This is a genomic window from Ralstonia sp. ASV6, from assembly GCF_016429285.1.
Classification (GTDB): Bacteria; Pseudomonadota; Gammaproteobacteria; order Burkholderiales; family Burkholderiaceae; genus Ralstonia; species Ralstonia flaminis.
Window position 1 is genome coordinate 26,680 of sequence record NZ_JAELUI010000008.1, and the last position, 24,565, is coordinate 51,244.

The 24,565-nt window shown below is 63.4% G+C and carries 20 protein-coding genes and 1 tRNA gene; 14 read left to right on the forward strand and 7 right to left on the reverse strand.

Annotation, left to right across the window (positions count from 1 at the left end; all coding sequences use genetic code 11):
* Positions 1-292: 292 nt before the first annotated feature.
* The 10 genes from JHD73_RS02550 (at position 293) to JHD73_RS02595 (ending at position 11,605) form a co-directional block, all read left to right on the forward strand.
* Positions 293-898, forward strand: coding sequence for a YSC84-related protein (locus JHD73_RS02550; RefSeq protein WP_199027451.1), 606 nt, complete (start codon positions 293-295; stop codon positions 896-898).
* Between the two features lie 204 nt (positions 899-1,102).
* Positions 1,103-2,077 (forward strand): LysR family transcriptional regulator, encoded by a 975-nt coding sequence (locus tag JHD73_RS02555; protein ID WP_199027453.1) that lies wholly within the window; start codon positions 1,103-1,105, stop codon positions 2,075-2,077.
* Positions 2,074-3,579, forward strand: a complete 1,506-nt coding sequence (locus JHD73_RS02560; protein ID WP_199027455.1) for an NAD(P)/FAD-dependent oxidoreductase — start codon at positions 2,074-2,076, stop codon at positions 3,577-3,579. The genes JHD73_RS02555 and JHD73_RS02560 overlap by 4 nt, the downstream gene beginning before the upstream one ends.
* The gene (locus tag JHD73_RS02565; RefSeq protein ID WP_021194855.1) at positions 3,576-4,568 is read left to right on the forward strand and encodes an ABC transporter permease; all 993 of its coding nucleotides are present in this window, start codon (positions 3,576-3,578) and stop codon (positions 4,566-4,568) included. The genes JHD73_RS02560 and JHD73_RS02565 overlap by 4 nt, the downstream gene beginning before the upstream one ends.
* Positions 4,565-5,500, forward strand: a complete 936-nt coding sequence (locus tag JHD73_RS02570; protein ID WP_199027457.1) for an ABC transporter permease — start codon at positions 4,565-4,567, stop codon at positions 5,498-5,500. Before JHD73_RS02565 ends, JHD73_RS02570 begins: the two co-directional genes overlap by 4 nt.
* Positions 5,497-6,507, forward strand: a complete 1,011-nt coding sequence (locus JHD73_RS02575) for an ABC transporter ATP-binding protein (RefSeq protein ID WP_199027459.1) — start codon at positions 5,497-5,499, stop codon at positions 6,505-6,507. Before JHD73_RS02570 ends, JHD73_RS02575 begins: the two co-directional genes overlap by 4 nt.
* Positions 6,504-7,505 (forward strand): ABC transporter ATP-binding protein, encoded by a 1,002-nt coding sequence (locus JHD73_RS02580; protein WP_199027467.1) that lies wholly within the window; start codon positions 6,504-6,506, stop codon positions 7,503-7,505. The genes JHD73_RS02575 and JHD73_RS02580 overlap by 4 nt, the downstream gene beginning before the upstream one ends.
* A gap of 44 nt (positions 7,506-7,549) precedes the next feature.
* Positions 7,550-9,118 carry an ABC transporter substrate-binding protein gene (locus JHD73_RS02585; protein ID WP_199027470.1) on the forward strand — a complete coding sequence of 523 codons (1,569 nt, stop codon included), beginning with the start codon at positions 7,550-7,552 and terminating at the stop codon, positions 9,116-9,118.
* Positions 9,119-9,125: 7 nt separating this feature from the next.
* Positions 9,126-11,018 (forward strand): CMD domain protein, encoded by a 1,893-nt coding sequence (locus JHD73_RS02590; protein WP_199027472.1) that lies wholly within the window; start codon positions 9,126-9,128, stop codon positions 11,016-11,018.
* The gene (locus JHD73_RS02595; RefSeq protein WP_199027474.1) at positions 11,015-11,605 is read left to right on the forward strand and encodes a peroxidase-related enzyme; all 591 of its coding nucleotides are present in this window, start codon (positions 11,015-11,017) and stop codon (positions 11,603-11,605) included. Before JHD73_RS02590 ends, JHD73_RS02595 begins: the two co-directional genes overlap by 4 nt.
* 73 nt (positions 11,606-11,678) lie before the next feature.
* Here JHD73_RS02595 and JHD73_RS02600 read toward each other — a convergent pair whose 3' ends face one another.
* Together JHD73_RS02600 and JHD73_RS02605 are read right to left on the reverse strand one after the other, a co-directional pair.
* A complete protein-coding gene (locus JHD73_RS02600; protein ID WP_199027476.1) occupies positions 11,679-13,976 on the reverse strand; it encodes a xanthine dehydrogenase family protein molybdopterin-binding subunit in 2,298 nt (765 codons plus the stop codon).
* Positions 13,973-14,440: a (2Fe-2S)-binding protein gene (locus JHD73_RS02605; RefSeq protein ID WP_199027478.1), complete on the reverse strand. Its 468-nt coding sequence runs from the start codon at positions 14,438-14,440 to the stop codon at positions 13,973-13,975. Before JHD73_RS02605 ends, JHD73_RS02600 begins: the two co-directional genes overlap by 4 nt.
* Positions 14,441-14,855: 415 nt before the next feature.
* Here JHD73_RS02605 and JHD73_RS02610 point away from each other — a divergent pair, with 415 nt between their 5' ends.
* Together JHD73_RS02610 and JHD73_RS02615 are read left to right on the forward strand one after the other, a co-directional pair.
* Positions 14,856-15,527, forward strand: a complete 672-nt coding sequence (locus JHD73_RS02610; protein WP_199027480.1) for a response regulator transcription factor — start codon at positions 14,856-14,858, stop codon at positions 15,525-15,527.
* 153 nt (positions 15,528-15,680) lie between these two features.
* Positions 15,681-15,899, forward strand: a complete 219-nt coding sequence (locus JHD73_RS02615; RefSeq protein ID WP_199027482.1) for a hypothetical protein — start codon at positions 15,681-15,683, stop codon at positions 15,897-15,899.
* Between the two features lie 18 nt (positions 15,900-15,917).
* Here JHD73_RS02615 and JHD73_RS02620 read toward each other — a convergent pair whose 3' ends face one another.
* Positions 15,918-16,601 carry a LuxR C-terminal-related transcriptional regulator gene (locus JHD73_RS02620; RefSeq protein ID WP_199027484.1) on the reverse strand — a complete coding sequence of 228 codons (684 nt, stop codon included), beginning with the start codon at positions 16,599-16,601 and terminating at the stop codon, positions 15,918-15,920.
* A 756-nt stretch (positions 16,602-17,357) separates the two neighbouring features.
* Here JHD73_RS02620 and JHD73_RS02625 point away from each other — a divergent pair.
* The gene (locus tag JHD73_RS02625; protein WP_199027486.1) at positions 17,358-17,777 is read left to right on the forward strand and encodes an NUDIX hydrolase; all 420 of its coding nucleotides are present in this window, start codon (positions 17,358-17,360) and stop codon (positions 17,775-17,777) included.
* 24 nt (positions 17,778-17,801) lie between these two features.
* Here the strand turns inward: JHD73_RS02625 and JHD73_RS02630 are convergent, their stop codons facing one another.
* The 3 genes from JHD73_RS02630 to JHD73_RS02640 form a co-directional block, all read right to left on the reverse strand.
* A complete protein-coding gene (locus JHD73_RS02630; protein WP_233176750.1) occupies positions 17,802-21,107 on the reverse strand; it encodes an autotransporter outer membrane beta-barrel domain-containing protein in 3,306 nt (1,101 codons plus the stop codon).
* 357 nt (positions 21,108-21,464) lie between these two features.
* Positions 21,465-22,172, reverse strand: coding sequence for an outer membrane protein (locus JHD73_RS02635; RefSeq protein WP_199027488.1), 708 nt, complete (start codon positions 22,170-22,172; stop codon positions 21,465-21,467).
* Positions 22,173-22,305: 133 nt separating this feature from the next.
* A complete protein-coding gene (locus JHD73_RS02640) occupies positions 22,306-23,325 on the reverse strand; it encodes a M23 family metallopeptidase (RefSeq protein ID WP_233176751.1) in 1,020 nt (339 codons plus the stop codon).
* A gap of 412 nt (positions 23,326-23,737) precedes the next feature.
* Between JHD73_RS02640 and JHD73_RS02645 the strand changes: the two genes are divergently transcribed.
* Positions 23,738-23,828: transfer RNA gene (locus tag JHD73_RS02645), tRNA-Ser, on the forward strand.
* 150 nt (positions 23,829-23,978) lie between these two features.
* Here JHD73_RS02645 and JHD73_RS02650 read toward each other — a convergent pair.
* Complete coding sequence (locus JHD73_RS02650) at positions 23,979-24,260, reverse strand: hypothetical protein (RefSeq protein WP_199027492.1); 282 nt, start codon at positions 24,258-24,260, stop codon at positions 23,979-23,981.
* Between the last annotated feature and the right edge of the window lie 305 nt (positions 24,261-24,565).

Consider the following 24,565-nt stretch of genomic DNA (forward strand, 5'->3'; position numbering starts at 1 on the left):
CGCACCAGAAACCGGCCTCGCGCCGGTTTTTTATTGCGCTTGCAAAACATGCAAGCGACATGGCGTTCTTTCGCTTTTACACAAACCCGTGTGAAAAAGCGCTACGTCAGCCACAAATCTCGCCTAATGTCAGGAACTGAGCGCTCAGGCGTTCATCTGATATGGCGGGCACGCCGCTTGCTGCCAGAAGATTGACACCCTTGGCCGACAAGTTCGGGGCCCACGTCAGCTCGTTACACAGGGCGCGTTTGCTCCTTTTGGCCCCCTTTCCACAACACTGAGACCGATCGCCATGAATAAAAACCTCATCAGCCGTCGTACTGCCGCCACGCTTGCTGCTATCGCGTTGCTTGGCACCCAGATCGCAGCCTGTACCACCACCAGCCCGAATGCTGAGGGCTCCGACGTCATGACGTCGACCAACAAGCACGCCACCACCAACTCGCAGGCCGATTCCGTGCTCTCGCGCCTGTACACGACGGCCAATGGCTCGCGTGAACTCGTTGGGCGCGCCAAGGGCGTGCTGGTGTTCCCGTCGGTGCTCAATGCCGGCTTCGTGGTCGGCGGACAGTACGGCGAAGGCGTGCTGCGCACCGGCGGTGGCAAACCGCTGGGCTACTACAACATCGCCTCCGCTTCGGTGGGCTTCCAGGCAGGTGCCCAGTCGCGCGCGCTCATCATCCTCTTCATGACGGACGAAGCGCTGCAGAAATTCCAGAACAGCCAAGGTTGGACGGCCGGCGTGGACGCCACCGTGGCACTGGCCAAGATCGGTGCCAACGGCGCGATCGATACCAATACCGTGCAACAGCCGATCATCGGCTTCAACCTGACCAACGCAGGCCTGATGGCCGGCGCATCGGTCGAAGGCACGAAGATCACCAAGCAGACCAACTGATCTACGTACACTGCCCGCTGCAAGAACCGCCGTCTCGTACGGCGGTTTTTTTGATAATTCCGACCCAACCCCGCCGCTTCACCGCTGGGCATAGCGGTTGCCTGCGTAAAACGCATGAGTACATAAGAAAATACTATTTGGAATTCGCATACTGCCTCTACCAGAATGCATGAACCACATGCATGACTGGGATCAATCAGGCTGATGGAACTCCGACAACTCGAAGCGTTTGCTGCCGTCATGTCGACCGGCAGCGTCACTGCGGCAGGCAAACTGCTGGGCCGTTCGCAGCCCGCCATCAGCCGGCTCATTCAAGACCTCGAAGCCGAAATCGGCTATGCCCTGTTCACGCGTGCAGGGCCGCGCGTCTCGCCCACTGAGCAGGGCTTCCTGCTCTATGAAGACGTCGAACACACGCTGATCAGCTTGCGGCAAATCCGCACGCGCGCAGAAGAGATCGCGCGCGGCGAGGCGCGCCCGCTGCGGCTGGCAGCCACTTCCGCACTGGCGGCCGGGCTGCTGCCCGCGGCGCTCGCCGATCACCCCGAGTTGGCCCAGCACGTGCAGATTCGCAGCGCCTCGCCCGAGCAGGTCGTGCATGCCGTGCTGACTGGCGCGGCAGATCTCGGCATCAGCAGCCTGCCGTTGGAGCATCGCGGCGTGACGGTGCATTGGATTGGCGAATCGGCATGCGTGGCTGCGGTGCAGCAAAGTGACCCGCTGGCCGCCGCCTCACGCGTGACACTGTCCGATTGCGCTGGACGGCGCATCGTGACGATGCACAACCCGTATCGCCTGCGCCGTCGCCTGGATCAGGCACTCGCGCAAGCCGGCGTCACGCCAACCGAATTAATAGAAACCAACGCCTCATTCAACGCGCTGACCGCCGTGCGTGCCGGCCTGGGCGTGGCGCTGCTGGAGCCCGTCACGGCATACGGCGTGCCGATTGATGGCGTGACCGTGCGCCCAATCGATGCCGACATCCCCTTTTTCTTTGGCGTGATCACACCCGAGGCCAAGCGGCCATCAGCCGCCGTAACCGCGCTGATCGACGCCCTCTCCCGCGCTGCGCAACGACTGCTGCCTGACTGCAAGCTGCACGACCCGGCACGCCACGCCAGCATGCTGCAAGTGCTGTACGGCGAACCCACCAACGAAACAGAAGACGCGTCCGCATGACCGCCGTACAACAAGACAACGCACCGCAAGCAACCGGGCCCACCGGACTGAAGGCACTGGAAGCCCGGTTGCGCCAGGACCTTGCCTGGCTGGAACTCCCCGCCAAGGCGTGGACGCTACCGCATGAACTGAACGGCCAACCCGTGCTGGACGTGGCCGTCATTGGCGGCGGCATGGCTGGCCTGGCGGCTGCAACATCGCTCAAGCATCTGGGCATCGGGGCCGTGGTGTTCGACCGCTCGCCCGTTGGCTTCGAAGGCCCGTGGGCAACCACCGCACGCATGGAAACCCTGCGCTCTCCCAAGCAGTTGACGGGCCCTGCGCTGGGCCTGCCCGCGCTGACCTTCCGCGCGTGGTTCGAGGCACAGTTCGGTACCGATGCGTGGGAAGTGCTCGACAAGATCCCGCGCCTGCAATGGATGGACTACCTGCGCTGGTACCGCCATGTGCTGCAGATTGATGTACGCAATGAGCACCACGTGAAGGCGATTCACCCACGCAAGGATGGCGCCGTCGAACTTGTGATCGACGTGCCGGGCCAGCCAACGCAACGCGTGTACGCGCGCCGCGTGGTGCTGGCCACCGGACGCGACGGCCTGGGTGGCCCGACCGTGCCGGACTTTGCACGTCGCCTGCCGCGCCGCTGGTGGGCGCATTCGTCAGATGAGATGGACTACGGCACCTTGGCCGGCAAGCGCGTTGGCGTGATCGGCGCGGGCGCGTCGGCGATGGACTCGGCAGCGACGGCGCTGGAAGCGGGCGCCGCGAGCGTCGATCTGCTCATCCGCCGCTCCGACCTGCCCCGCGTCAACAAGGGCAAGGGCGCCGGCAGCCCCGGGCTCGTGCACGGCCACCTGCATCTGCCCGACGCATGGAAATGGCGCATCCGTCATTACATCAACGTTGAACAGGTTCCGCCGCCGCGTGGCAGCACGCTGCGCGTGTCGCGCCACGCCAATGCACGCTTCAACCTCGGCTGCGCCATTCTGGGCGTGGACGAGCACGACGGCGTGCTGCACGTGGCCACACCTAAAGGCGTGTTCCATCTGGACTTCCTGATCTTCTCGACAGGCTTTCGCACCGACTGGACCTCGCGCCCCGAATTCAGCCAGCTGGCGCCGCATATCCGCCAATGGCGCGACCGTTACACTCCGCGCCCCGGCGAGGAAGACACAGAGCTGAGCGACTCCCCCGATCTCGGCGCCGCATTTGAATTTCGCGAGAAGGTGCCTGGCTCGCTGCCCGGTCTGTCGCGCATACATTGCTTCTGCTATCCGGCATCCCTCACGCACGGCAGTGTGTCGGGCGACATCCCCGCCATCAGTGAAGGCGCGAAACGCTTGGCGCAAGGCATTGCAGGCCTGCTGTATCAAGAAGACATCGACGCGCATTACGCCGCCATTCAGGCCTATGCCGAGCCGGAAATTTTCGGTGATGAATGGACGCCTGCAGCGCCGCCCGAGCCCGTGCAGAACGCACCGCGCAAGGAGGTCGCGCGATGACGGGTTGGCTCGGTTGGCTAGTAGGACGTATCGGCCAGGCGCTGCTGGTCGTGCTGGTGATGACGGTGATCGTTTTTGTTGGACTGCACGCCATCGGCAACCCGGTCGACATCCTGATCGGTCAGGACGTGGACCAGATCGACCGCGCACGCATCATTGCCGAACTCGGCCTGGACAAGCCGCTGTGGCAGCAGTACCTGAGCTTCCTGAACGGTGCTGTGCACGGCAACCTCGGCAAGAGCTTCGTCTATAACGAACCCGCCATCCAGCTGATCCTGCAGCGTCTGCCAGCCACGCTGGAGCTGGCGTTTGCGGCGCTCATCATCGCGGTGGTGATCGGCGTGCCACTGGGGCTGTTCGCAGGGCTGTACCCGAATCATCCGGTGTCGCGTCTGCTCATGACGGGCAGCGTGGTGGGCTTCTCGCTGCCGACCTTCTGGGTGGGCCTGATGCTCATCATGGCCTTCAGCGTAAGCCTCGGTTGGCTGCCCGCCAGCGGGCGTGGCGAGACTGCCCGCCTGTTCGGCGTCGAGTGGTCGTGGCTCACGGCCGATGGCCTGCGCCACCTGCTGTTACCCGCCATCAACTTATCGCTGTTCAAGCTCTCGCTGGTGTTGCGGCTGACTTCAGCCGGCGTGCGCGAGGTGCTGCCGATGGACTTCGTGAAGTTCGCACGCGCCAAGGGCCTGTCGCCGCTACGCGTGGTGCTGGCGCACGTGCTGCGCAATACGTTGATCCCGCTGGTGACGGTGCTCGGCCTGGAGCTGGGCTCGACCATCGCCTTTGCCGTTGTCACGGAGAGCATCTTCGCCTGGCCCGGCGCGGGCAAGCTGATTCTAGACAGCATCAACTCGCTGGATCGCCCCGTTATCGTTTCCTACCTCATCGTTGTGGTGTGCCTGTTCGTGTCGCTCAACCTGATCGTCGACATCCTGTACCGCATGCTGGACCCGCGCGTGCGCGCAGCAGATAACGCGGAGGCCGCATGAACGCGTCTTCGCAAACCACAGTGGCGACTGCCGCGCCGACCGCTCCGGCGCCGCGCAAGCAGTCCCCCTGGCGGCGTGTGGCAGCGGATTTTCTCGCATCCAAATCCGCCATCTTCGGGCTGGTCGTTGTCGTGCTGTTGATCGCCGCTGCGCTGGCCGCACCGTGGATCACGCCGCAAAACCCGTATGACCTGATGCAGCTCGACGTGCTGGACTCGCGACTGCCGCCGGGTTCGCCCAACGGTCTGGGCACGTTTACGTACTGGCTCGGCACGGACGGCCAAGGACGCGATCTTTACTCCGGCATCCTCTACGGTCTGCGCATCAGCCTGGGTGTAGGGATCGGCTCGGCAGCCGTCGCCGCCGTGATCGGCACGTTGCTCGGGCTGATTGCCGCCTACGCCGGTGGCAAGGTCGACAACTTCATCATGCGCACGGTCGATCTGCTGCTGTCGTTTCCGTCCGTGCTGGTGGCGATGATGATCCTGGCCTACCTCGGCAAGAGCATCAGCAACGTGGTGCTGACGCTGGTGCTGCTGGAGTGGGCGTACTACGCGCGCACGGTGCGCGGGCAAGCGCTGGTCGAGCGCCGCCGCGAATACGTGGAAGCCGCACGCTCGCTCGCCCTGCCCAGCTGGCGCATTGCACTCAAGCACATCCTGCCGAACTGCCTGCCGCCGCTGATCGTCGTGGGCACGCTGCAGGTGGCGCGTGCGATCACGCTGGAAGCCACCCTCTCCTTCCTGGGCCTGGGCGTACCGATTACCGAGCCATCCCTGGGGCTCCTGATTGCCAACGGATACCAATACATGTTGTCTGGTCAGTACTGGATCAGTTTCTATCCGGGCATTGCACTGCTGCTGGCGCTGGTCGCTATCAACCTGGTGGGCGACCGCCTACGCGAAGTGCTGAACCCGAGGACACAACGATGAGCGTGTCCGCAAGTTCCAATCCATTGACGTTGGAAGTCCGCAACCTGCGCACGCATTTCTTCACACGCGACGGCGTACTGCCTGCGGTGGACGATGTGTCGTTTTCATTGGCACGCGGACGCATCCTGGGGCTCGTGGGCGAGTCGGGCTCTGGCAAGTCGGTCACTGGCTTCTCGATCATGGGTCTGGTTGACCCACCCGGCCGCGTCGTCAGTGGCGAGATTCTCTACCAGGGGCGCGACCTCACCAAGCTGGCTCCGCGTGAACTGCGCAAGCTGCAGGGCAACCGCATCGCCATGGTCTTTCAAGACCCGATGATGACGCTCAACCCCGTGCTGCGCATCGATGCCCAGATGATCGAGGCCGTGCGCGCGCACAGCAGCATGAGCTACGCACAGGCTCACGAGCACGCCCGCGACACGCTGGGGCTGATGGGCATTCCCAGCCCCGAAGAACGGCTGCGCGCGTATCCGCATCAGCTCTCGGGCGGTATGCGGCAGCGTGTGGCGATTGCCATTGCGATGCTGCATCGACCCGACCTGATCATTGCCGATGAGCCGACCACCGCACTGGACGTGACCATCCAGGCGCAGATTCTGTCCGAAGTACAGAAGCTCGCACGCCAGCATGGCACTGCGCTGATCTGGATCACGCACGACCTGTCCGTCGTGGCCGGCCTGGCCGATGAGGTGGCCGTGATGTACGCCGGCCGCATCGTCGAGCACGGCCCAGTGGATGCCGTGCTCGATGCACCGCTGCACCCCTACACCATGGGCCTGATTGACAGCCTGCCGAGCGAAAACCGCCGTGGCCAGCGGCTACGCCAGATTCCGGGCATGACGCCGAACCTGCTGTCACTGCCGGCCGGCTGCGCGTTTGCAGCGCGGTGCCCGCGTGCCTCCGAGGCATGCAACGTCCGCCCGGAGACGACACAGCCGAACGCCGCACGTCTTGTCCGCTGCTTCCACCCCGGCACACTGCCGACCGCCACGCGGGAGGTGGCATGAGCACGCCGCTGGTAGAACTCAAGCAAGTCGGCAAGCGCTTTGGCGATCGGAAAATCGGCCCTGTTGACAGCATTCTGCAGCGTCTGGGGCTCGCGAAACCGCCCGCCGTGGTGCGCGCCGTCGACGGCATCGACCTGGCAATCCAACCGGGTGAAGTCGTCGGCCTTGTTGGCGAATCAGGCTGCGGAAAATCCACGCTCGGCCGCATCGCCGCAGGGCTGATGCCGCCGTCCGACGGCGAGGTGCGCGTGGATGGAAAGTCAGTCAACACGCTCTCAGCCGATGAAGCGCGCGATGCCCGACTGAAGATCCAGATGATCTTCCAGGACCCATACGCCAGCCTCAACCCGCGCCTGCGCGTGGAAGAGATCATCGGCGAGGCGGCCCGTGTACACGGTCTGACCGACCGCGCCGGTTTTGCCGATTACGTGGCCGCGCAGATGCAGCGTGCGGGCCTCGACCCCGCCCTGCGCGACCGCTACCCGCACCAGTTCAGCGGAGGTCAGCGGCAGCGCATCGGCATTGCGCGGGCGCTGGCAGTGCAGCCGTCGATGCTTGTCTGCGACGAGGCAGTGGCGGCGCTGGACGTGTCCATCCAGGCGCAGATCCTGAACCTGTTCATGGACCTGCGTGAACAGCTCAACCTGACGTACCTGTTCATCAGCCACGACCTGGGGGTAGTGGAGCACCTGTCAGATCGCGTGGTGATCATGTACCTGGGCCGCGTGGTGGAATCGGCGCCGGCAGAGGAAGTCTTCCGCCGCCCGAACCATCCTTACACGCAGACACTGCTGGCGGAGATCCCGCGCCTGTCTGCACGGCACAAGACCTTCACGGCCATTCAGGGCGAGATGCCCAGCCCGTTGAACCCGCCCACCGGCTGCCATTTCCACCCGCGCTGTCCGCACGCCATGCCTCGCTGCAAGACCGAAGCCCCAACCCTGCGCGGCATTGCGGTCAACCACATCAGCGCCTGTCATTTGAACGACGCGATCTGAACGATCTTCAATAAGCCAACCAAACAACTACAAAGGGAACAACCGTGAAACGCCTCCTAGCCTCGTCGCTTGCCGTTGCCCTGTTTGCCGCTGCTGGTGCTGCCGGCGCACAGACACTCAGCATCGGCTTTGCCGATCCGCTGTCGTCGCTCGACCCGCAGCTGAACAACCATGCCGGCGACCGCTCTGTCGACGTGCACTTCTGGGACCTGCTGGTCGAGAACAAGTGGAACAAGCTGCAACCCGGCCTGGCGCTGTCGTGGAAGACGCTGGACCCGAAGACGTGGGAATTCAAGCTGCGCCCCGGCGTGAAATGGCACGACGGCCAGCCTTTCACGGCCGATGACGTCATCTTCTCGTACCAGCGCGCGCGCAGCGTGCCGGGCAGCGTGGCGACCTTCGCGGGCTATCTGCGCACGGTGGAATCGGTCACGGCCAAAGACCCGCTCACGCTCATCATCAAGACGAACATCCCGAACCCGGACCTGCCGCTGAACCTCGCCTCCGTGCACATCGTCAGCAAGCACGTGGGAGAAAAATCCGCCACTGAGGACTACAACGCTGGCCGCGCCGTCGTGGGCACCGGCCCGTACAAGTTCGTCTCGTATGTGCCGGGCGACCGCGTGGTCATGGCGCGCAATGACAGCTACTGGGGTGGCAAGCAGATCTGGGAGAAGGTCAACTACCGCTACATCAACAACGCCGCCGCGCGCACGGCCAACCTGCTCTCGGGCGAGGTGGACGTGATCGACAAGGTGTCGGTGGCCGACCTCGCACGTCTGCGCCAGTCGCCCAACGTGAAGGTGTTCGCCTACCCCGGCCTGCGCGTGATGCTGCTGCAGCCGAGCTTCCGCAAGGGCCCGAACGAATACATCACGGGCAACGACGGCAAGCCGCTCGCCAACAATCCGCTGCTGGACGTGCGCGTGCGCCAGGCGCTGTCGCTGGCGGTTGACCGCAAGGCCATCGTCGACCGCATCCTGCAAGGCGCAGCCACTGTCGCCAACCAGTGGATGCCTGCCGACACGTACGGCTACAACCCCGACGTGAAGAACATTGCCTACGACCCGGCGCAAGCGAAGAAACTGCTGGCCGACGCAGGGTTTCCGCAGGGCTTCAACCTGACCATGCATGTGCCGAACGATCGCTACCCGCAAGGCCCGGAAACGGCGCAAGCGGTGGCACAGTTCTGGTCGCGCATCGGCGTGAAGACCAAGGTGGAGGTGGTGCCCTGGTCGGTCTACTCGGGCCGCGCCAACAAGAATGACTACGCGATGAGCATGCTGGCGTGGGGCAACGGCACCGGCGAGGCGAGCTACGCGCTGGTCAACGTACTGGCCACCGTCGACACCAAGAAGGGCCTGGGTGCATCCAACTGGGGCCACTACAGCAACGCGGCCGTGGACAACGCGCTGAACGCCTCCACCGAGGAATTCAACGTCGAGAAGCGCGCGGCCATCCTGCGCCATTCGGTCAAGCTCGTGTCGGACGATGTGGGCGTGCTGCCCCTGTACCACTACCAGAACGTATGGGCTGCCAAGAAGGGCCTGAAGGTGACCCCGATGACCAGCGACCGCACAGCCGCGCAGATGGTTACCAAGGACGGCAAGTAAGCGCGCCATGGCAACGTTCGTGCTCAATGTCACGCCGGCGGATGACCTGATCGACGTGCAGCGCCGCATTGTCGTGACGGGGTTGGCGCCCGGCGCGCAAGTCGGCATCGTCGCGCAAACGCGTCGTGGCAACGGCGTCCTGTGGCACAGCCGCGCTGCTTTCGTCGCTGACGCGCAAGGCACCGTCGACCTGACCCGCGATGCGCCGGTCTCTGGCGATTACACAGGCATCAGCGCCATGGGCCTGATCTGGAGCCAGCGCCCGGAAGACGGCAAGGCGCGCGAGGTCTTCCCGCAACCAGTGACCGCGCCGCTGACGACCACGCTCACGGCCACCGCCGGCGGCGAGTCGATCCACGCGCGTTTCGTGCAGCGACTGGCAGCACCCGGCGTGACCCGCCACGAGGTGCGCGCATCGGACAATGATGAGGGCCTGGTCGGCACGCTCTACTTGCCGGACGCCTATGCCCACCCCGGCCCGCGCCCGGCGGTGCTGATCCTCAATGGCTCGGGCGGCGGTATCAACGAGCCGCGCGCGGCGCTGTACGCCTCGCACGGTTATGCGGCGTTTGCGCTGGCCTACTTCAAGGCGCCGGGGCTGTCGGACTACATCTCCAACACGCCGTTGGAGTACTTCGAGCGTGCACTCGCATGGCTGCGCAAGCGCGTCGAGCCGCTGCACGACTTTGTGGCGGTGAGCGGTCAATCGCGCGGCGGTGAACTGGCATTGCTGCTGGGTGCGACGTTTCCTGAGGCCGTGTCCGCCGTGATCGGCTACGTGCCGGGTGCAGTCGTGCACAGCGCACAGAATGCCGCCGACCCCGCCATCGGCCGTGAAGGCCCGACGTGGCTGTACCGCGGCCAGCCGCTGCCACACCTGTGGGAGGGCAACCGTACCGCTACGTGGGCACCATTCGATGAAGGCCCGGCGCCGCACCGGCATGAGCGCGCCATCCGCACCGCGCTGCAGGATATGGATGCCGTCGCCCGTGCACGCATCCGCATCGAACGCGCGCGTGGGCCGGTGCTGCTGCTCTCGGCCACCGACGACGGCTCCTGGCCCTCAGGCGATTACTCGCGCATGGTCACCGCCAAGCTGGCCGAGGTACGCCACCCCTACCCCGTCGAGCATTTCGACTACGAAGGCGCCGGCCACGCCATCGTCTTCCCGTACGTGCCGACCACACAGCTCGTCTACGCACACCCGGTGTCGGGTCGCATCAGTACCGGCGGCGGCGAACCGCGCGCCAACGCACGTGCCGACGCGCAGTCGTGGGCCGCTGTACGACGTTTTCTCGCCAGCGCGGTGGCTGCGCGCGGCGCCTCCGTACCCGATTCTCGGAGCCTTTCAACGATGGATTTCACGCCCGCTCAAGATGTTGTCGATCAGGTTGCCGGCCTGGACGACGGCGGCGCCACGCACGCGCTGCGTCACGCCCGCGAAAAGGTGGCGACCGCCACACAAGGCAGCTACGACGCCCTGTTCGACCCCGCTCTGCCCGGCCTCACGCTTGGTGAACGCCTGCTGGTGGCGCTCTATGCTTGCCGTCTGACGCCTGCCCCTGAACTGGCCGAGCATTACCGCGCGCGGCTGGCAGAAACGCAGGTCGATGCCACTGCATTGCAGGCGGTCGACCACGGTGAAGTGGAAGCGCTGACAGATCCGCGTTTGCACGCCATCCTCACCTTCACGCGCACCCTCATCGAGCGCCCCATCGAAGGAGATCGCGAAGCATTGCAGAAGCTGCCCGCCGCCGGGCTTGCCACGACGGATGTCGTCACCCTCGCGCAGCTGATTGCCTTCCTCTCGTACCAGACGCGGCTGGTCGCCGGCCTGCGTGCGCTGGACGCAGCCGTCGGCCCCCATGCATCCGCAACTTCCACGGAGACTGCAGCATGACCGAGATCATCCGCGCCCACGGCTTCACCAACGAATCGCTGGAATGGCAGGCATGGCTCGATGTGGTGGACCTTGACCGCGCCACGCCCGAGCAGATCGCCGTGCTGGAAGAGAGCCACCCCAAGGCGAAGACGTCGGACTACTACCGCTTCCTCGTTCATCAGCCGGAGATCCTGCGCCAGCGCTCGGCAGCATTCAACGCGATCATGTACGCACCAGGCGGCCTGTCTCGCGCGGAGCGCGAACTCGCCAGCGCGGTGGTATCGCGCGTGAACGGCTGCGTGTACTGCGCATCGGTGCACGCGCAGCGCTTCGAGCAGCTTGCCAAGCGCAACGACGTGATCAAACAGGTCTTCGAAGACCCACACACCGCCGGCACCAATGCGCGTGAACGGGCCATCGCACTGTTCTCCATCGACCTGACACTGCGCCCCGGTGACATACGTGCCGAAGACCTGCAGCCGCTCAAGGCCGCTGGGCTGACAGATGCGGAAATCCTCGACCTGATCCACGCCGTGGCGATCTTCGCGTGGGCGAACCGGTTGATGCTGAACCTGGGCGAGCCGGTGTTTCCGGACGTCGCCTGAGTCCGTCTCCACCTCAAAGAAAAAACCGCAGGTTTTGAGCCTGCGGCTCTTTCTTTTCAACGCAGCTGCGTCACTACGCCATCGGCAACTGCCGCACCGGCTTGCCGGTCAACTGCGCCACGGCATGTGCCACCGCGGGCGCAATCGGCGGCACGCCAATCTCACCCACACCGGTCGGCTCTGCCGTGCTCGGCACAATGTGCGTTTCAATGACGGGCGCCTCGGCCATCTTGAGTGCTGGGTAGTCAGGGAAGTTCGATTGCACGACCTGCCCGTCCTTGATGTCGATCTTCCCGTACAGCGCCGCCGTCAGGCCAAAGATCACCGCGCTTTCCATCTGCTGCGCGACGATGCCTGGGTTGATGACCGTACCGCAATCCACCGCACACACAACGCGGTGCACACGCGGTTTGCCATCCTTCAACGACACCTCCACCACCTGCGCCACCACCGAGCCGAAGCTCGGGTGCAGCGCAATGCCGCGTGCACGCGGTGCGCCATCGGCGGCAGGCGGCAGCGGCTGCCCCCAGCCCGCGGCCTGCGCAGCCGTGTCGAGCACCTTCAACTCACGCGGATGCGCCTTCAGCAGGTCGCGCCGCATCGCCAGCGGATCCAGCTTGGCGGCAGCCGCCACGTCATTGAGGAAGCCCTCCATGAAGAACCCGTTATACGAGTGCCCCACGCTGCGCCAGAACCCCACCGGGATCGGCAAATCCACCGCCACATGCGCGATGTGCTCGTGCTCGATCTCGTACGGCAGGTCGAACAGCCCTTCGGCGGTATAGCGATCGATGCCTGCGGAGGGTGCGCCGAACAGCCTGTCCAACTCACCCGCCAGGATCGACTGACCAGCGCTGCGCGAGGCAATTGCCGTGATCTTGCCGTTCTCCACACGCGCCTTCAGCCGTGCAATGGCGTGCGGACGATAGAAATCGTGACGGACGTCCTCTTCGCGCGACCAGATGACCTGTACCGGCTTGCCTTCGGTCTTGGTGGCAATGGTGACGGCCTGGCTGATGAAATCGGACTCCAGCCGCCGCCCGAAGCCGCCGCCAATCAACGGGATGTCGATGTGGACCTTGTCGCCGCTCACGCCTGCTGCACGTGCTGCCACCAGTTGTGCCAGCGTGGCGACCTGCGTGGGCGCCCACAGATGCACCCCATCCGCTGTCACCTGCGCCGTGCAGTTGATCGGCTCCATGGCCGTGTGCGCGAGATACGGTGCGGTGTATTCCGCTTCCACAAGCGTGGCGCCGTCAGCCTTGTCAAAGGCCTTCAAGCCGTCGCCGAGCGAGCGGTAGGTGAACCCACCCTTGTCGCTATCCAGCGCGCTGACGAGTTGCTGCCTGATGCCCGCGGAATCGAGCGTGGCATGCGGGCCGTTGTCCCACACGGGCTCAACGGTCGCCAGCGCCTGGCGCGCCTGCCAGTAGTGATCCGCCACAACGGCCACGCCAGGCGCACCGCCCGCCGAACCTTCAAACGGCACCACATAGCGCACACCCAGCATGCCGAGCGCCGCCTTCGACTGGAACGTCTTGAGCTTGCCGCCAAAGACGGGGCACATTACGACGGCGGCGTACAGCATCCCTGCCGGACGCGCATCGATGGAGAAGCGCGCGCTGCCATCCGTCTTGGCGACCAGATCATTGCGCGGCGCAGGCTTGCCGATCAACTGGTATTGCGAAGCCGGCTTGAGTACGACGTTGGACGGCGGTGCAATGGCGCGCGCAGCTTTCGCCATACCACCGAAGGTCGCCTGCTTACCGCCCGGGCCGATCAGCTGGCCATCGTGCACGCTTACCTGCGCGGCGGGTACGTTCCATTCGCGCGCGGCGGCCTCTACCAGCGCGGCGCGGGCCGTGGCGGCGGCTTCGCGCACCGGCTGCCAGCCGTCTGCCACACTGCTGCTGCCACCGGTGATGATGAGCCCGATCTCGCGCGCGCTCTTGGCCATGACCCAGTGCAGCGCGCGGGCCCAGGTCTTGTCTGCGCTGTCCGGGTGCAGCGGGAGTGAACTGTCCCCCATGGCGACCACGTTGCCGTAGATGCGCTCCACCGGCGACGTCTCGATACTCACGCGCGCCAGCGGAATGTCCAGCTCCTCCGCCGCTAGCATCGACAACGCGGTGTGAATGCCCTGCCCCATCTCCACGCGCGGCATGGCCAGGATGACGTTGCCCTCCGGGGTGATCTTGATCCACCCATTCAGGGCGACCTCGCCCCCGTGTTCGGGAAACAGCGCCGGATCCCCCACGCGGCTGCGCGGTGGCATCACGCCCCAGCCCACCACCAGCGCGCCGCCGACGGCCAGCGCACCCAACAGGAAACGGCGGCGCCCACTGCGTGGCTTGGTTGCCTTGGCGTTCATGCCTGGCCCTCCCGCAGTACCTTCGCCGCACGTTTGATGGCCGCGCGCACACGCGGATACGTGCCACAGCGGCAAATGTTGGTCATGGCCGTATCGATGTCAGCGTCGCTTGGATCGGGTTGCCGCGCCAGCAGATCCGCTGCGGCCATCAGCATGCCGGACTGGCAGTAGCCGCACTGCGGCACCTGCTCGTCCACCCACGCCTGTTGCAGCGCGTGGCGCTTGCCTTCGCCCCCGGCCAACCCTTCGATGGTAGTGATGCGCTTGCCCGCCACCGCAGCCACCGGCAACACACACGACCGTACGGCCGCCCCGTCCAGGTGAACCGTGCATGCACCGCACGCCGCAACACCGCAACCGAACTTGGTCCCGGTCATGTTCAGGTGATCGCGCAAGACCCACAGCAGAGGCGTAGCCGGGTCGCAGTCGACACTGACCGGCCGGTGGTTGACGTCCAATTCCATGAGGGTGGTCTCCTTGTTTTTGTGTTCTTTTTTGTGGCGAAAGCGTACGTTCAAACGCCTCCGCACCGCAATAGTGGAACGCCTCGATTCATGAGAATTCCGCAAAAGAATCAACGGGCTAGCAACGCGCAAAAGCGCATCGGCCTTCCGCAGGTATGCGCACTACGCACAACACGTGGACAGCCGTCGTGTGCCATGCGCTTGCGGCCATCGGCACAACGCCCCGAATAGGCCCAGTCCTACACCACAGCGCGCCGCTTTAGGACTGATCCGCTTTTCGCGCTCCCCTGGACTCAATACAGTCTGCGCATCGTCCTTCGCGCATGCTCGTGTCAGTGGTCATGCACAACGCCGGCATTCCGTGGCGAGATCGTCACAGAGAAGCTGCAACTGCCCTGCAACACGCGCCATCATCATGAATCCCGTCCTGATCCGCGTCGCCATCGCCGACGACCACCCGGCCATCCTGTTTGGCGTCAAACATGAACTGGCCAGCCGCCAATCGATCTCGATCGATGGCCTCGTACGCAATTCGACCGAGCTGATCGAGCTGCTCGACCGCACACCCATCGACGTGCTTGTGTGCGACTACGCCATGCCTGGCGGCAGCTATGGCGACGGCATGGCATTGCTGACGCTGGTCCAGCAGCGTTACACGCATGTGCGCATCGTGGTTCTGACGATGATGGAGAACGTGGCGATCCTCTCAGCGCTCATGACGGGTATCCAATGCATCGTCAGCAAATCCGATCTGACAAACCACCTGTCACTCGCCGTGCACGCCGCGTTTGCAAACGGCCGCTATGTATCGCCGACGATCGAGAAGATTCTGCGCACGCTGGAGCCAACCCACAAGGACGCGCCTGGCAATGCACAACTGACCAGCCGCGAACTCGAAGTCATCCGCCTGTACGTATCAGGCATGACGATCAACGAGATCGCCGCGCGCCTGAGCCGCAGCAAGAAAACCATCAGCACGCAGAAGAGCAGCGCTATGCGCAAGCTCAATATCCACCGCGAGGTGGACCTCTTCTACTACGGTGTTGAAACGGGCCTGATCCCGTCCGTCATGCGGCCGGCACGGTAACGCACGAGCCTTTCCTTATCCGGCCCGATCCGCCCCACTACCAGACAGGTCTGATAGACGGACCACTTTCCACCCCATAACGTAGATAGATTCGCGCCATGACACCGGTGCGACATGCGCAGCGCGCGCAGCGTTGCCATTGGAGACCAGATCATGAAGCAGACTGAACGAGACAACCTACGGCACATTCTGCTCGGCTTTGCCGAGCTGACGGCGCCGGCGCGCCACGCGTTTCTGGGCGCCATGAACGAATACCTGTTCTCGTCGCCGCAGCGCAGGCGGCAGATTGTCGAAGCCTGGAAGCAGCCGGACGCGCCCGCGCCAGACAAACCGCAACCGCGCAGTGTGCCGCCCGCAGAGCGGCCGGTCTGACCCCTCTGCGTTCAACGCTCAGTTGGCGTCACGCGGCGGCGTTTGCGATGACGACAACCAACCGTGCTCTTTGGCGTACGTGAAGAGATCTGCATCGCGCGAGATGCCGAGCTTTTCCATGGCCCGGTTTTTCTGGGTGCTGATGGTCTTCTTGCTGCGATTGAGCCGTTCGGCAATCTCATCCACCCGCAAGCCGGACACATACAACCGCACCACCTCTGCCTCGCGCGGGCTCAGCTCAGTCGATGCCGGAGCGCCGGCTCGCTGAGCTTCGCGTTCCTCCAGCACAGCAGCAACGGTTGGCGAGTGGTACTTGCCCCCCGTATGCGCGGCATGAATGGCAGGAACGAGATGCGACACCGCGTCGGACTTACTGACAATCGCACGGACGCCAATATCATCGAGCGAACCAAGGATGGCCGGACTGTCGAGCATCGTCAGCACGACAAGCTTCACTTGGGGAAAGCGCCGGCCGATGAAGCCAAACAGCGTAATGCCATCGCCATAGTCGCCCGTGGGCATGGCGTAGTCGGACACCAGCACATCGCACGGCGTCGATTCGAGCAGCTTGACGAGGTCAGTCGAGTTGGTGGCATGCCCTTTCAACACGATGGTGTCCACCGATGACAGCTCATGCGATATCCCGGCAATCATCCCCGGATGGTCGTCCGCCAACACCACGCCAATGCTGAAGCTGCTCATTCCTTCCCTCCTTTTGCCGACTGTGGGTCCGCTAGGCCTCAACAGACAATACAATTTTACGATGAACGCTGTTCAACGGCGCTCATGAGCGCAACGCAACCCTCCCGATCGCCAGTCCACAGCGCAACGTACAAGGATTCCAGCAGGTCATGCGTTGGACTCTTGAGCCCGGCAAGTACCCGTCGGGTAGGCGCCTCTCACCAATGCTCTCGCGGCTCGTCTGCCTGCCGTCTACACGAGGGCACTGCGCAGACCGATCGCGCCATCCATCAGGCGACCAACCGATGGCACAACGCAAACCCCGGCCCGCTGCGGTCAAACCCGCGCAAGATGGTCGAACAGCACGTCGACTTCATTCGTGAATTTGATCGCGTTGCTGAAAACAGGATGGCCTCGATCGACGCCTGACCCGCCTCGATCTTGGAGAAATCGAGCACGTCGTTGATGCTGCCCAGCAGCGCGTGGCCGCCAGATTCACGGCTGGGCCGATCGCGCTGCCATCCACCGTGGCGATGGCCCCGTCAGCGCCATGAAAAGCGCCAGCACGGATGGTCAGCAAACCACATTCGCCCCTGTCCTATGCCATCACGCATCCGAATCGGACAAATCTCATTCAGCGCGCGGTGACTCTTCGAGAGAATGACGGTGCTGGATGCGCGGTCCACTCCCGCCGCCCAGCAACTTGTTTCAGACACTTTCCATTTCGCCGCCTCTGAGCGGCGGTTTTTTTATGTTCACCGCCATGGAAGCCCAACCATGAAAGAACGTGCAACCGTCCTCTGCAAACGCGGTGACCGGATTCTTCTGGTCGCCCGCCCCAGCGCACACTGGGTTCTGCCCGGTGGCAAACCGCACCGCGGTGAAACACTGGGCGACGCCGCCCGCCGTGAGTTGGCCGAGGAAACGGGCATCGTCTGCCGTGACGTACGCCCATTGTTCCAATTCGCTGGTGGCAACAAGCACCACCACGTATTCGTTGCCGACATAGAAGCCAGTGCAATCGCCCGCCCTGCTGAGGAGATTGCCCACTGCGCCTGGTTTGACAGACAGGCGATTGCGTCGATTGACTGCAGCCGACCGACGCCGCTCATCGTCAAACGCGCACTCAAAGTCCTCGACAACGAGCGCTACGTCATGGCCTACATGGAAGCGATGCTGCTGCAGGCAGCAGCCTAGACCGCCTCCGCCATTCAAGCCAACTCACCACGCCCAACGCACCCCCACGTTGCCCAGGATCGTGCGCTGGTGCTCGCCCCCCAGATTCGTGAGATAGCTGACCGTTGCATACGCGCTGCTGCGCTTGCTCAGCTGCGCGACCAGCCCCGCACCGACCTGCCCAGCCGTCTGGCCGACCTGCGAGCCAATCGTGGTACCCCCACCAAACGTGGTCTTGTCGTCCGAGCCGAACGAGCGCAGCACGTTCAAGCGCAGATACGGCTTCCAGTTGATCCCGTTCGAATCGAACGACCATTGCAGTCGCGCACCCACGCGGCCCAGAAACGTGTTGCCGTTGTTCCACGACACGTTCGAGATGCCATCGTTGAAATCCTTGAGCGACAACCGTTGCCAAACCAGTTGCGCCTGCGGCTCCAGCGTCAGTCCTTGGCTGAGCGGGATCGGTAGCCCGGCTTCGACAGAGCCTGTAATAGCGTTACCGTTGGTGGAACCGTGCACGTTATCGTTTGAGCTTGTACGCACCGTCAGTGCACTGCCCATCAGCACCACATCGGTATACCAGTTGCTCGGCGCAACGTGCGTCCAGTAGCCGCCCAGGTTGTAGCCGTTGACCTGCAGCGAGCCAACCCCCATGTTCTGCTGGGCCAACGCGAAACCGTTCACGTCGCCCACCGCACGCGAGAAGCCCAGCAGCACACCGTAGTGGTTGCGATGGCCGTTCTGCTGAGTGTCCGCATACAGATCCTGGCCAACCTGCATGCCCCACACCGTGCCATCAAACGACGGGGTCACGTCGCCTTTCTGCTTGATGTTGGTATTGCCCCCCCACACACGGGCCCATGAGGCCGGCACGGTGCCGTTCTCGGTCAGCAAGCCCTGCTCGCCCTGGCGATCGTGGAACGTATCGATCTGCAGCAGCCCGAGTTGACGTGCGACAGCTGGCGCTTCTGAATACAGCGGCACCTCCGGGCGATAGATGGGCAGTGGAGCAGCACCCGGCGCTGCGTCTGCAATCGCCTCGACGATCGAGGTCGGCGTGCCTTCAGCCGGCGTGATGGGAGGCACCGGCGCAGGCGTCGGAGTCGGGGCTGGCGCGGGGGAAATCGTGTTACGCAGATACCAGTTGTTACCGGTGCCGCTTGATGCGCCACCCTTGGCCAGGAAGTACGTATAGGCCCCGGCACTGACTGAGCCGCCCGACAGCGTGAAGGCATTCGCACCGGTCGTCGCACCATTGATTGCCTGCACGACCTGAATGCCGTCGGCGATCGTTTGCGCGCCCGCCCCACCCGCGTTCGTCACCTTGAGCGCGCTTGAGCCGCTTGCAGTGCCGCCACTCACAACGAGTTTGTCCGATGCTGAGCCGTCGCCCGCCAGTACCGAGTTCAGCGCGATCGTCGCGTTCTGACCGGTGTAGTTACCCGCCACGGTCAGCGTGTTGCCGACCCCGCTGCCACCAAGCTGCGCAAGTCCGGCGTTCGTCAGGTTGCCGTTGATCTGGAAGTTGCCGGTTGCGCCGCCGGCCAAGCCGGCCAACGCGTTTGCGACTGCGATCGTGCCATTGTTCGTCACGTTGCCGGTGACGCTGCCATAGCCGCCAAGCGTCGCGCCACCTGCCACCGACACCGCGCCGCCGCCAGAGAGTGCCGCCGATGCACTGGAGCCATCGCCGACAACAAGGGTGCCGCCATTGACGTTGGTACCGCCGGCGTAGCTGTTTGTGCCGTTCAGCGTGAGGACACCGCTGCCGAGCTTGGTCAGCGAACCCGTTCCGGTGATGTTCTGCGTGACCGTGGAATTGAAGCCCTGCGTATCGATCGTGCCGTTGTTGGCCGTGATCGACACCGCGCGGCCGGGTGTCAGGTTGAATGTGCTGCCGAGTTGTAGCGTACCGCCGTTGAACTCGAGTCCGCCCGAGGACGCGCCCAGTGCATTGTCTGCGGCCACCGACAACGTACCCTGCGTAATGGTGGTGCCGCCCGCGTAGGTATTGCTGCCAGACACGGTCAAGGTACCCGCGCCGGTTTTCTCAACCGCACCAGACCCGCTGATGGTGCCTGTGTAGGTGCCGGCGCTGTCCTGCTGGAAGCGCACGAGCCCATTGTCAGTCACGGACAGTGGCAGGTTCGACGCATTCGCCTGCAGCGTAGCGCCATTGTTAACGGTCGCAACGACGGAGGCCGTGGTCGCGCCAAGCGTGCCCGTCAGGTTGAGCGTGCCGCTCTGCACCAGCGCGGTCGAAAACGTACCGGTGCCCGCCCAGGTCCAGGCCGTCCCGGCCATGGTCAGGCTCTGGAAGTTGGTAAACGCGTTGGACGCCGTGCCCGTACCTTGCAACGTCACGGTGTTGGTGCCCGCGCCGCCGTTGGCGGCACCGATAATCTGCGAGCCGGTCTGCAGGATCAGCGTCACATTGCCATTGCCGCCCTGAATGGCCGTGCCACCACCGCCCTGGATCAGCCCTGCGTTGGTGATTGTCGTGGCGCCATTGGTTGAGCGCACACCAATACCGTTGCTGCTGATGATCTGGCCGCCAGTCTGGTTGTTGATGGTTGCCGTAAACGAGCTGCCGAGTGTGTTCGACACCACCGCATCAACGCTGCCGCTGCTCGATGCGGTACCTGTCGTCTGAATCGTGCCGCTGTTGTTCAGCGTGTCGTTATTGCCCTGCATATAGACGGCCGGGGCATCCCTGCCGTTGGAAGTCAGCGTACCGCTGTTGTTGACGGTGCCGTTACCGCCGAGCAACGACACGGCGCGCGCATTGCTTCCAGACGTCGTTACCGTGCCGGTGTTGGTAATCGTATTGCCCGAGGCACCCGGATTGCTTTGGCCCCACGCGGCAGTCATCCCATACGAATTGTTGCCCGTCGTTGTAATGGAGCCATTGTTGACAAGCACGTTGTTATTGCCGTTAGCGGCCATGCCATCGTTGTACGTGCCGGTGGTCGTGATTACACCGGTTGCACCATTGGTGATCGTGTTGTTGTTATTCACCCCGATCAGCATGGCACCGCGGTTTGCAACACCAGTGCCGTTACCAGACAGCGAGAGATTGCCGTTGTTGGTGATTGCGCTTTGCGTGTCGACAGAAAATGGCGTCGGCGTTGTCGCCAACGCATAGCTGCCAGTGGCCGTTGAATCAATATTGATGGTGACGTTGGTACTGCCCGCAACCGCATTCACCGATGGAATGCCCGGATTCGAGCAGGTGACGGTCGTACCACTGGCCGGTGCTGTTGACGAACAGGCGGCGTAGGCGCCCACCGGCATCGTACCGGTGATCATCGCTATCCCACCAACACCCAGACTCCACGCATTCTTATTCATTTTTCTCTCTCGCAATATGACGGGGGCTATTGCTACGAATTGTTGCGTCAGTGTTTATATCACCGGTCTAGATTGGCTCGCAAGGACTGGAAAATGCGGCGAAGATCGATTTGCAGTCCTAACCAAATCGGCCTAGATTCCTTTGCTGTGCTCACAAATGGCGCCCGCCCCGGAACCCTTGACGAAGGCGGCAATTGCGCATGATTTCGCGTAAACGAAAATCGCTCAGACTTGCAATCCGAGCGATTTTTTTGCAGGCCGTTGTGACAACGCCCGAAGCGCGTCAACGCTCCGGGCGCAAAACCAACATGACGGGTTTCCCCCTGTGGGGATTAGGAAACCATCGCAAACAGATATTTAGAACTTGTAGCGCGCACCGAGGTAGATTTCATGCGAGACCAGCTTGGCACGCAGCATTTCGTCTTGCATGCCGACAGCGTTGGTGAATGCATTCCAGCCGCTTTCCGTCTTGCCCATATCGACATAGCGATAGCCCAGGTCCAGGGTCAGCTTCTTGATCGGGGAGTAAGAAACACCCACACCCAGCGACCACGCCAGATTGGTCTGGCTTGCGGCGTTGAAAGGACCACCAAAACCATTGGCCGGGTTGATCTGAGCGCCTTCCGATTTCAGCATGGCCAGACCCAGGCCGCCCATGGCGTACACCGACACGTTCTTGGCAACCGCGAAATCGCGGTACACATTGGCCATCACGCGCTGCGATTTGATGTCGTGATAGTTGTTACTGGGCCAACGGGTCGAACCGCTCACAAAGGAATCGGTACGCGGCAGCGTGTATTCACCTTCAACACGCCAGCCGTTGGCGAAGTCGTAACCCAGAGCGAACGAGCCCGTGATGAGATTGGCGCTGTCGTCAATCGAAACGAAACTACCGATCCGCGGTCGGGCAGTGGAAGCCATGTCGTCGGCCTTGTGCTTGGCACCCACGATGCGAGCAGCGCTGTAGTAGCCCTCTTCCTTTGAAGCATCGGCGGCGGCTTGGGCAAATGCCGCGCCCGAGAACAGCAGCGCCAGCGCGCCAGGCAGTGCAAGAGTCTTGATCATGAAAACGGTCGTTGAAACGATGAGAGGAGAGAGGCATTCATCGTAGAAAGCACACCGTTTCCGTTGAACCCGGTTAGCTACGGGTAGCACCTCCGTAGCGCTACGGAGGCGGACCGCAGACCTGGCATGTGCATCAACACACGTTGTTCTGGGTGGCAGATGCCGCCACCACCGATGCTGGCCCGGCACCGGCAAGACGCATCATCGCCAAGGTAGCAACGCGCTGGAATGCCGCCAGCTGATCGCCGCGTAGCGCTTGCGTGCTTGCCTTGCGAATCAAGGCAAGTGGATCGATAGGCCGATCGTCACGACGGACTTCGAAATGCAGGTGCGGCCCGGTCGCCGTTCCGGTACGGCCAACCGCACCAATGCGCTGAGTGCGCTCGACGGGCACTCCGACCCGCAACTTGGGTTCGATCTTGGAGAGATGCGCGTAGTAGGACGTGTGGCCATCTGAATGCCGAATGACCACATATTTCCCGTAGCCACGCCGCTCATTGCCGATGTGCGCAACCACGCCCGCCTCGGACGCATGCACAGCCCTGCCGATCGGCGCCGCAAGGTCAACGCCGGAATGTCCGTGATGGGCACCCGTAACAGGATGCGTGCGTTCGCCGAAATCCGAACTGATACGCGTCGCCTGAACCGGCAAGGTAAAGCGCAGCCCCGCCATGAGCGTGCCGTCGAATCGGTAGTAGTCGCCCTGCGGATGCTCGTTCGTTGCAAACCAGACGCCCGCATAGTGCTTGCCCTGGAACCGCACCTCGATCGCGGTCAGACGGAGTGCCTGCTCGCAGCAGGCTTCTGCAACCGGTTCATAGGCGACACGGAAGTAGTCGCCCGCCGCACCTCGCGCCGACATGTCGACCCTTCCACGAAACAGTCGCGTGATCTGCTGCAACAGGTCGCCCGGCAGGTCTGCGCGCGTGAGTGCCTTGCGGAACGTGCTCGCGATCTCGCCCGCTCGCATGCCAGATTGAAAATCTGCTGTCGGTGACTGCACCGCAGATGCGCCCCACGGCGCATGAGAGGGATTGGAGAAACGCACATCGACAAGGTTGCCGGCCGTCGGCCTGAATGCCACGTTCGAGACTGCAGGCGCATCCGCTACCGGCGTCACACCCAGTGCGGGTGCGGGGATGACTGCCGTCATGGACCCGTATAGCAGGGCAAAACAAGCACATAGCGACCGTCGGACTCGACGCGCCGGGACGACATTGCCCGCAGGGCGACCTTGTTCGCGTGCGAGACGGGAACGCAGGTCGAACCGCATGGCGTCATCACTCGCTTGAGAATTGAGAAACAGAAAATCGGGTCATGCCGCACGACACAAAAATTTGCGTCACGCAAGGCATGGAGGTCGAATGTACCGATGCGCCCCTTGCAGGTGTATAAGACCTGTCCGATTTGGCACGATGAATTGCCCGCTGATTGGCGGCAGCGTGTTGGGAGGTGGCCCATGGCTCGCTTCCCATGAGATTCGGGCCTATGCATCACGGAACTTTAGCGACGATCGCGTGCGGGGCTTGGCGTCCTTGTCCGGTGTGCTACAATCGCGGGCTTCCGGAGAGATGGATGAGTGGTTGAAGTCGCACGCCTGGAAAGCGTGTATAGGTTAATAGCCTATCAGGGGTTCGAATCCCCTTCTCTCCGCCAGAATTCACGCAAAACGCCCGCCCACGCGGGCGTTTCTGTTTTCTGACTGACGTTTCGATCCACAAAAACAAAAGACCCAGTCTCCCGACAGGGCCTTTTGCATCCCACGCGCCAACACGTCACGCGTGCCGGCATCCCCCTCGCATCACCTCAGTGCAGCGTCGCCCGCGCTTCGGTCAGCAACAGCGTATGCGTCACCTGTTCGCGGATCGACTGGGCCTTCATCAGCAGGCGCAACGCAATGTCCGCACCGCGGCTGGCGGCCACACGTTCAATGAAGGCGGAACGTGCGCGCTCGTTCAAGGTGGCGACATGTGCCGCTTCTGACCACACCTGCCAGGCAGCGGGCTGACCAGCAAACTGCTGGCGGCGGCGCAGCAGGTCTGAATCGATGGCAGCGGCAATTTCGACGTCTTGAATGGTGCGGTTCATGGTGGCCCCCTTCTGTCTGTACGTTGCGCCCTGTGCCGGGCAGGTCTGACCGAATTACGCAACGTCCATGCCAGTTTCAATGACAGAGCGATGGCCGCCGTCTAGCCCCAATCGCACACCGGACGCGCCTGTTTGAAACGCAATGCCGACAAGCATTTGCGCGCCACACCCCTACGTCGGTGGGGTGCAAGTTTCTCATCCGAACATGGCGCGTCACGCGTGTTTCCTTCACGTTCGTTACGCAGCGCGTTACGTAACGCGGCGACCGTTTCGGGCCAGGAACGCGCGGATCTGGCGGCGCCAAG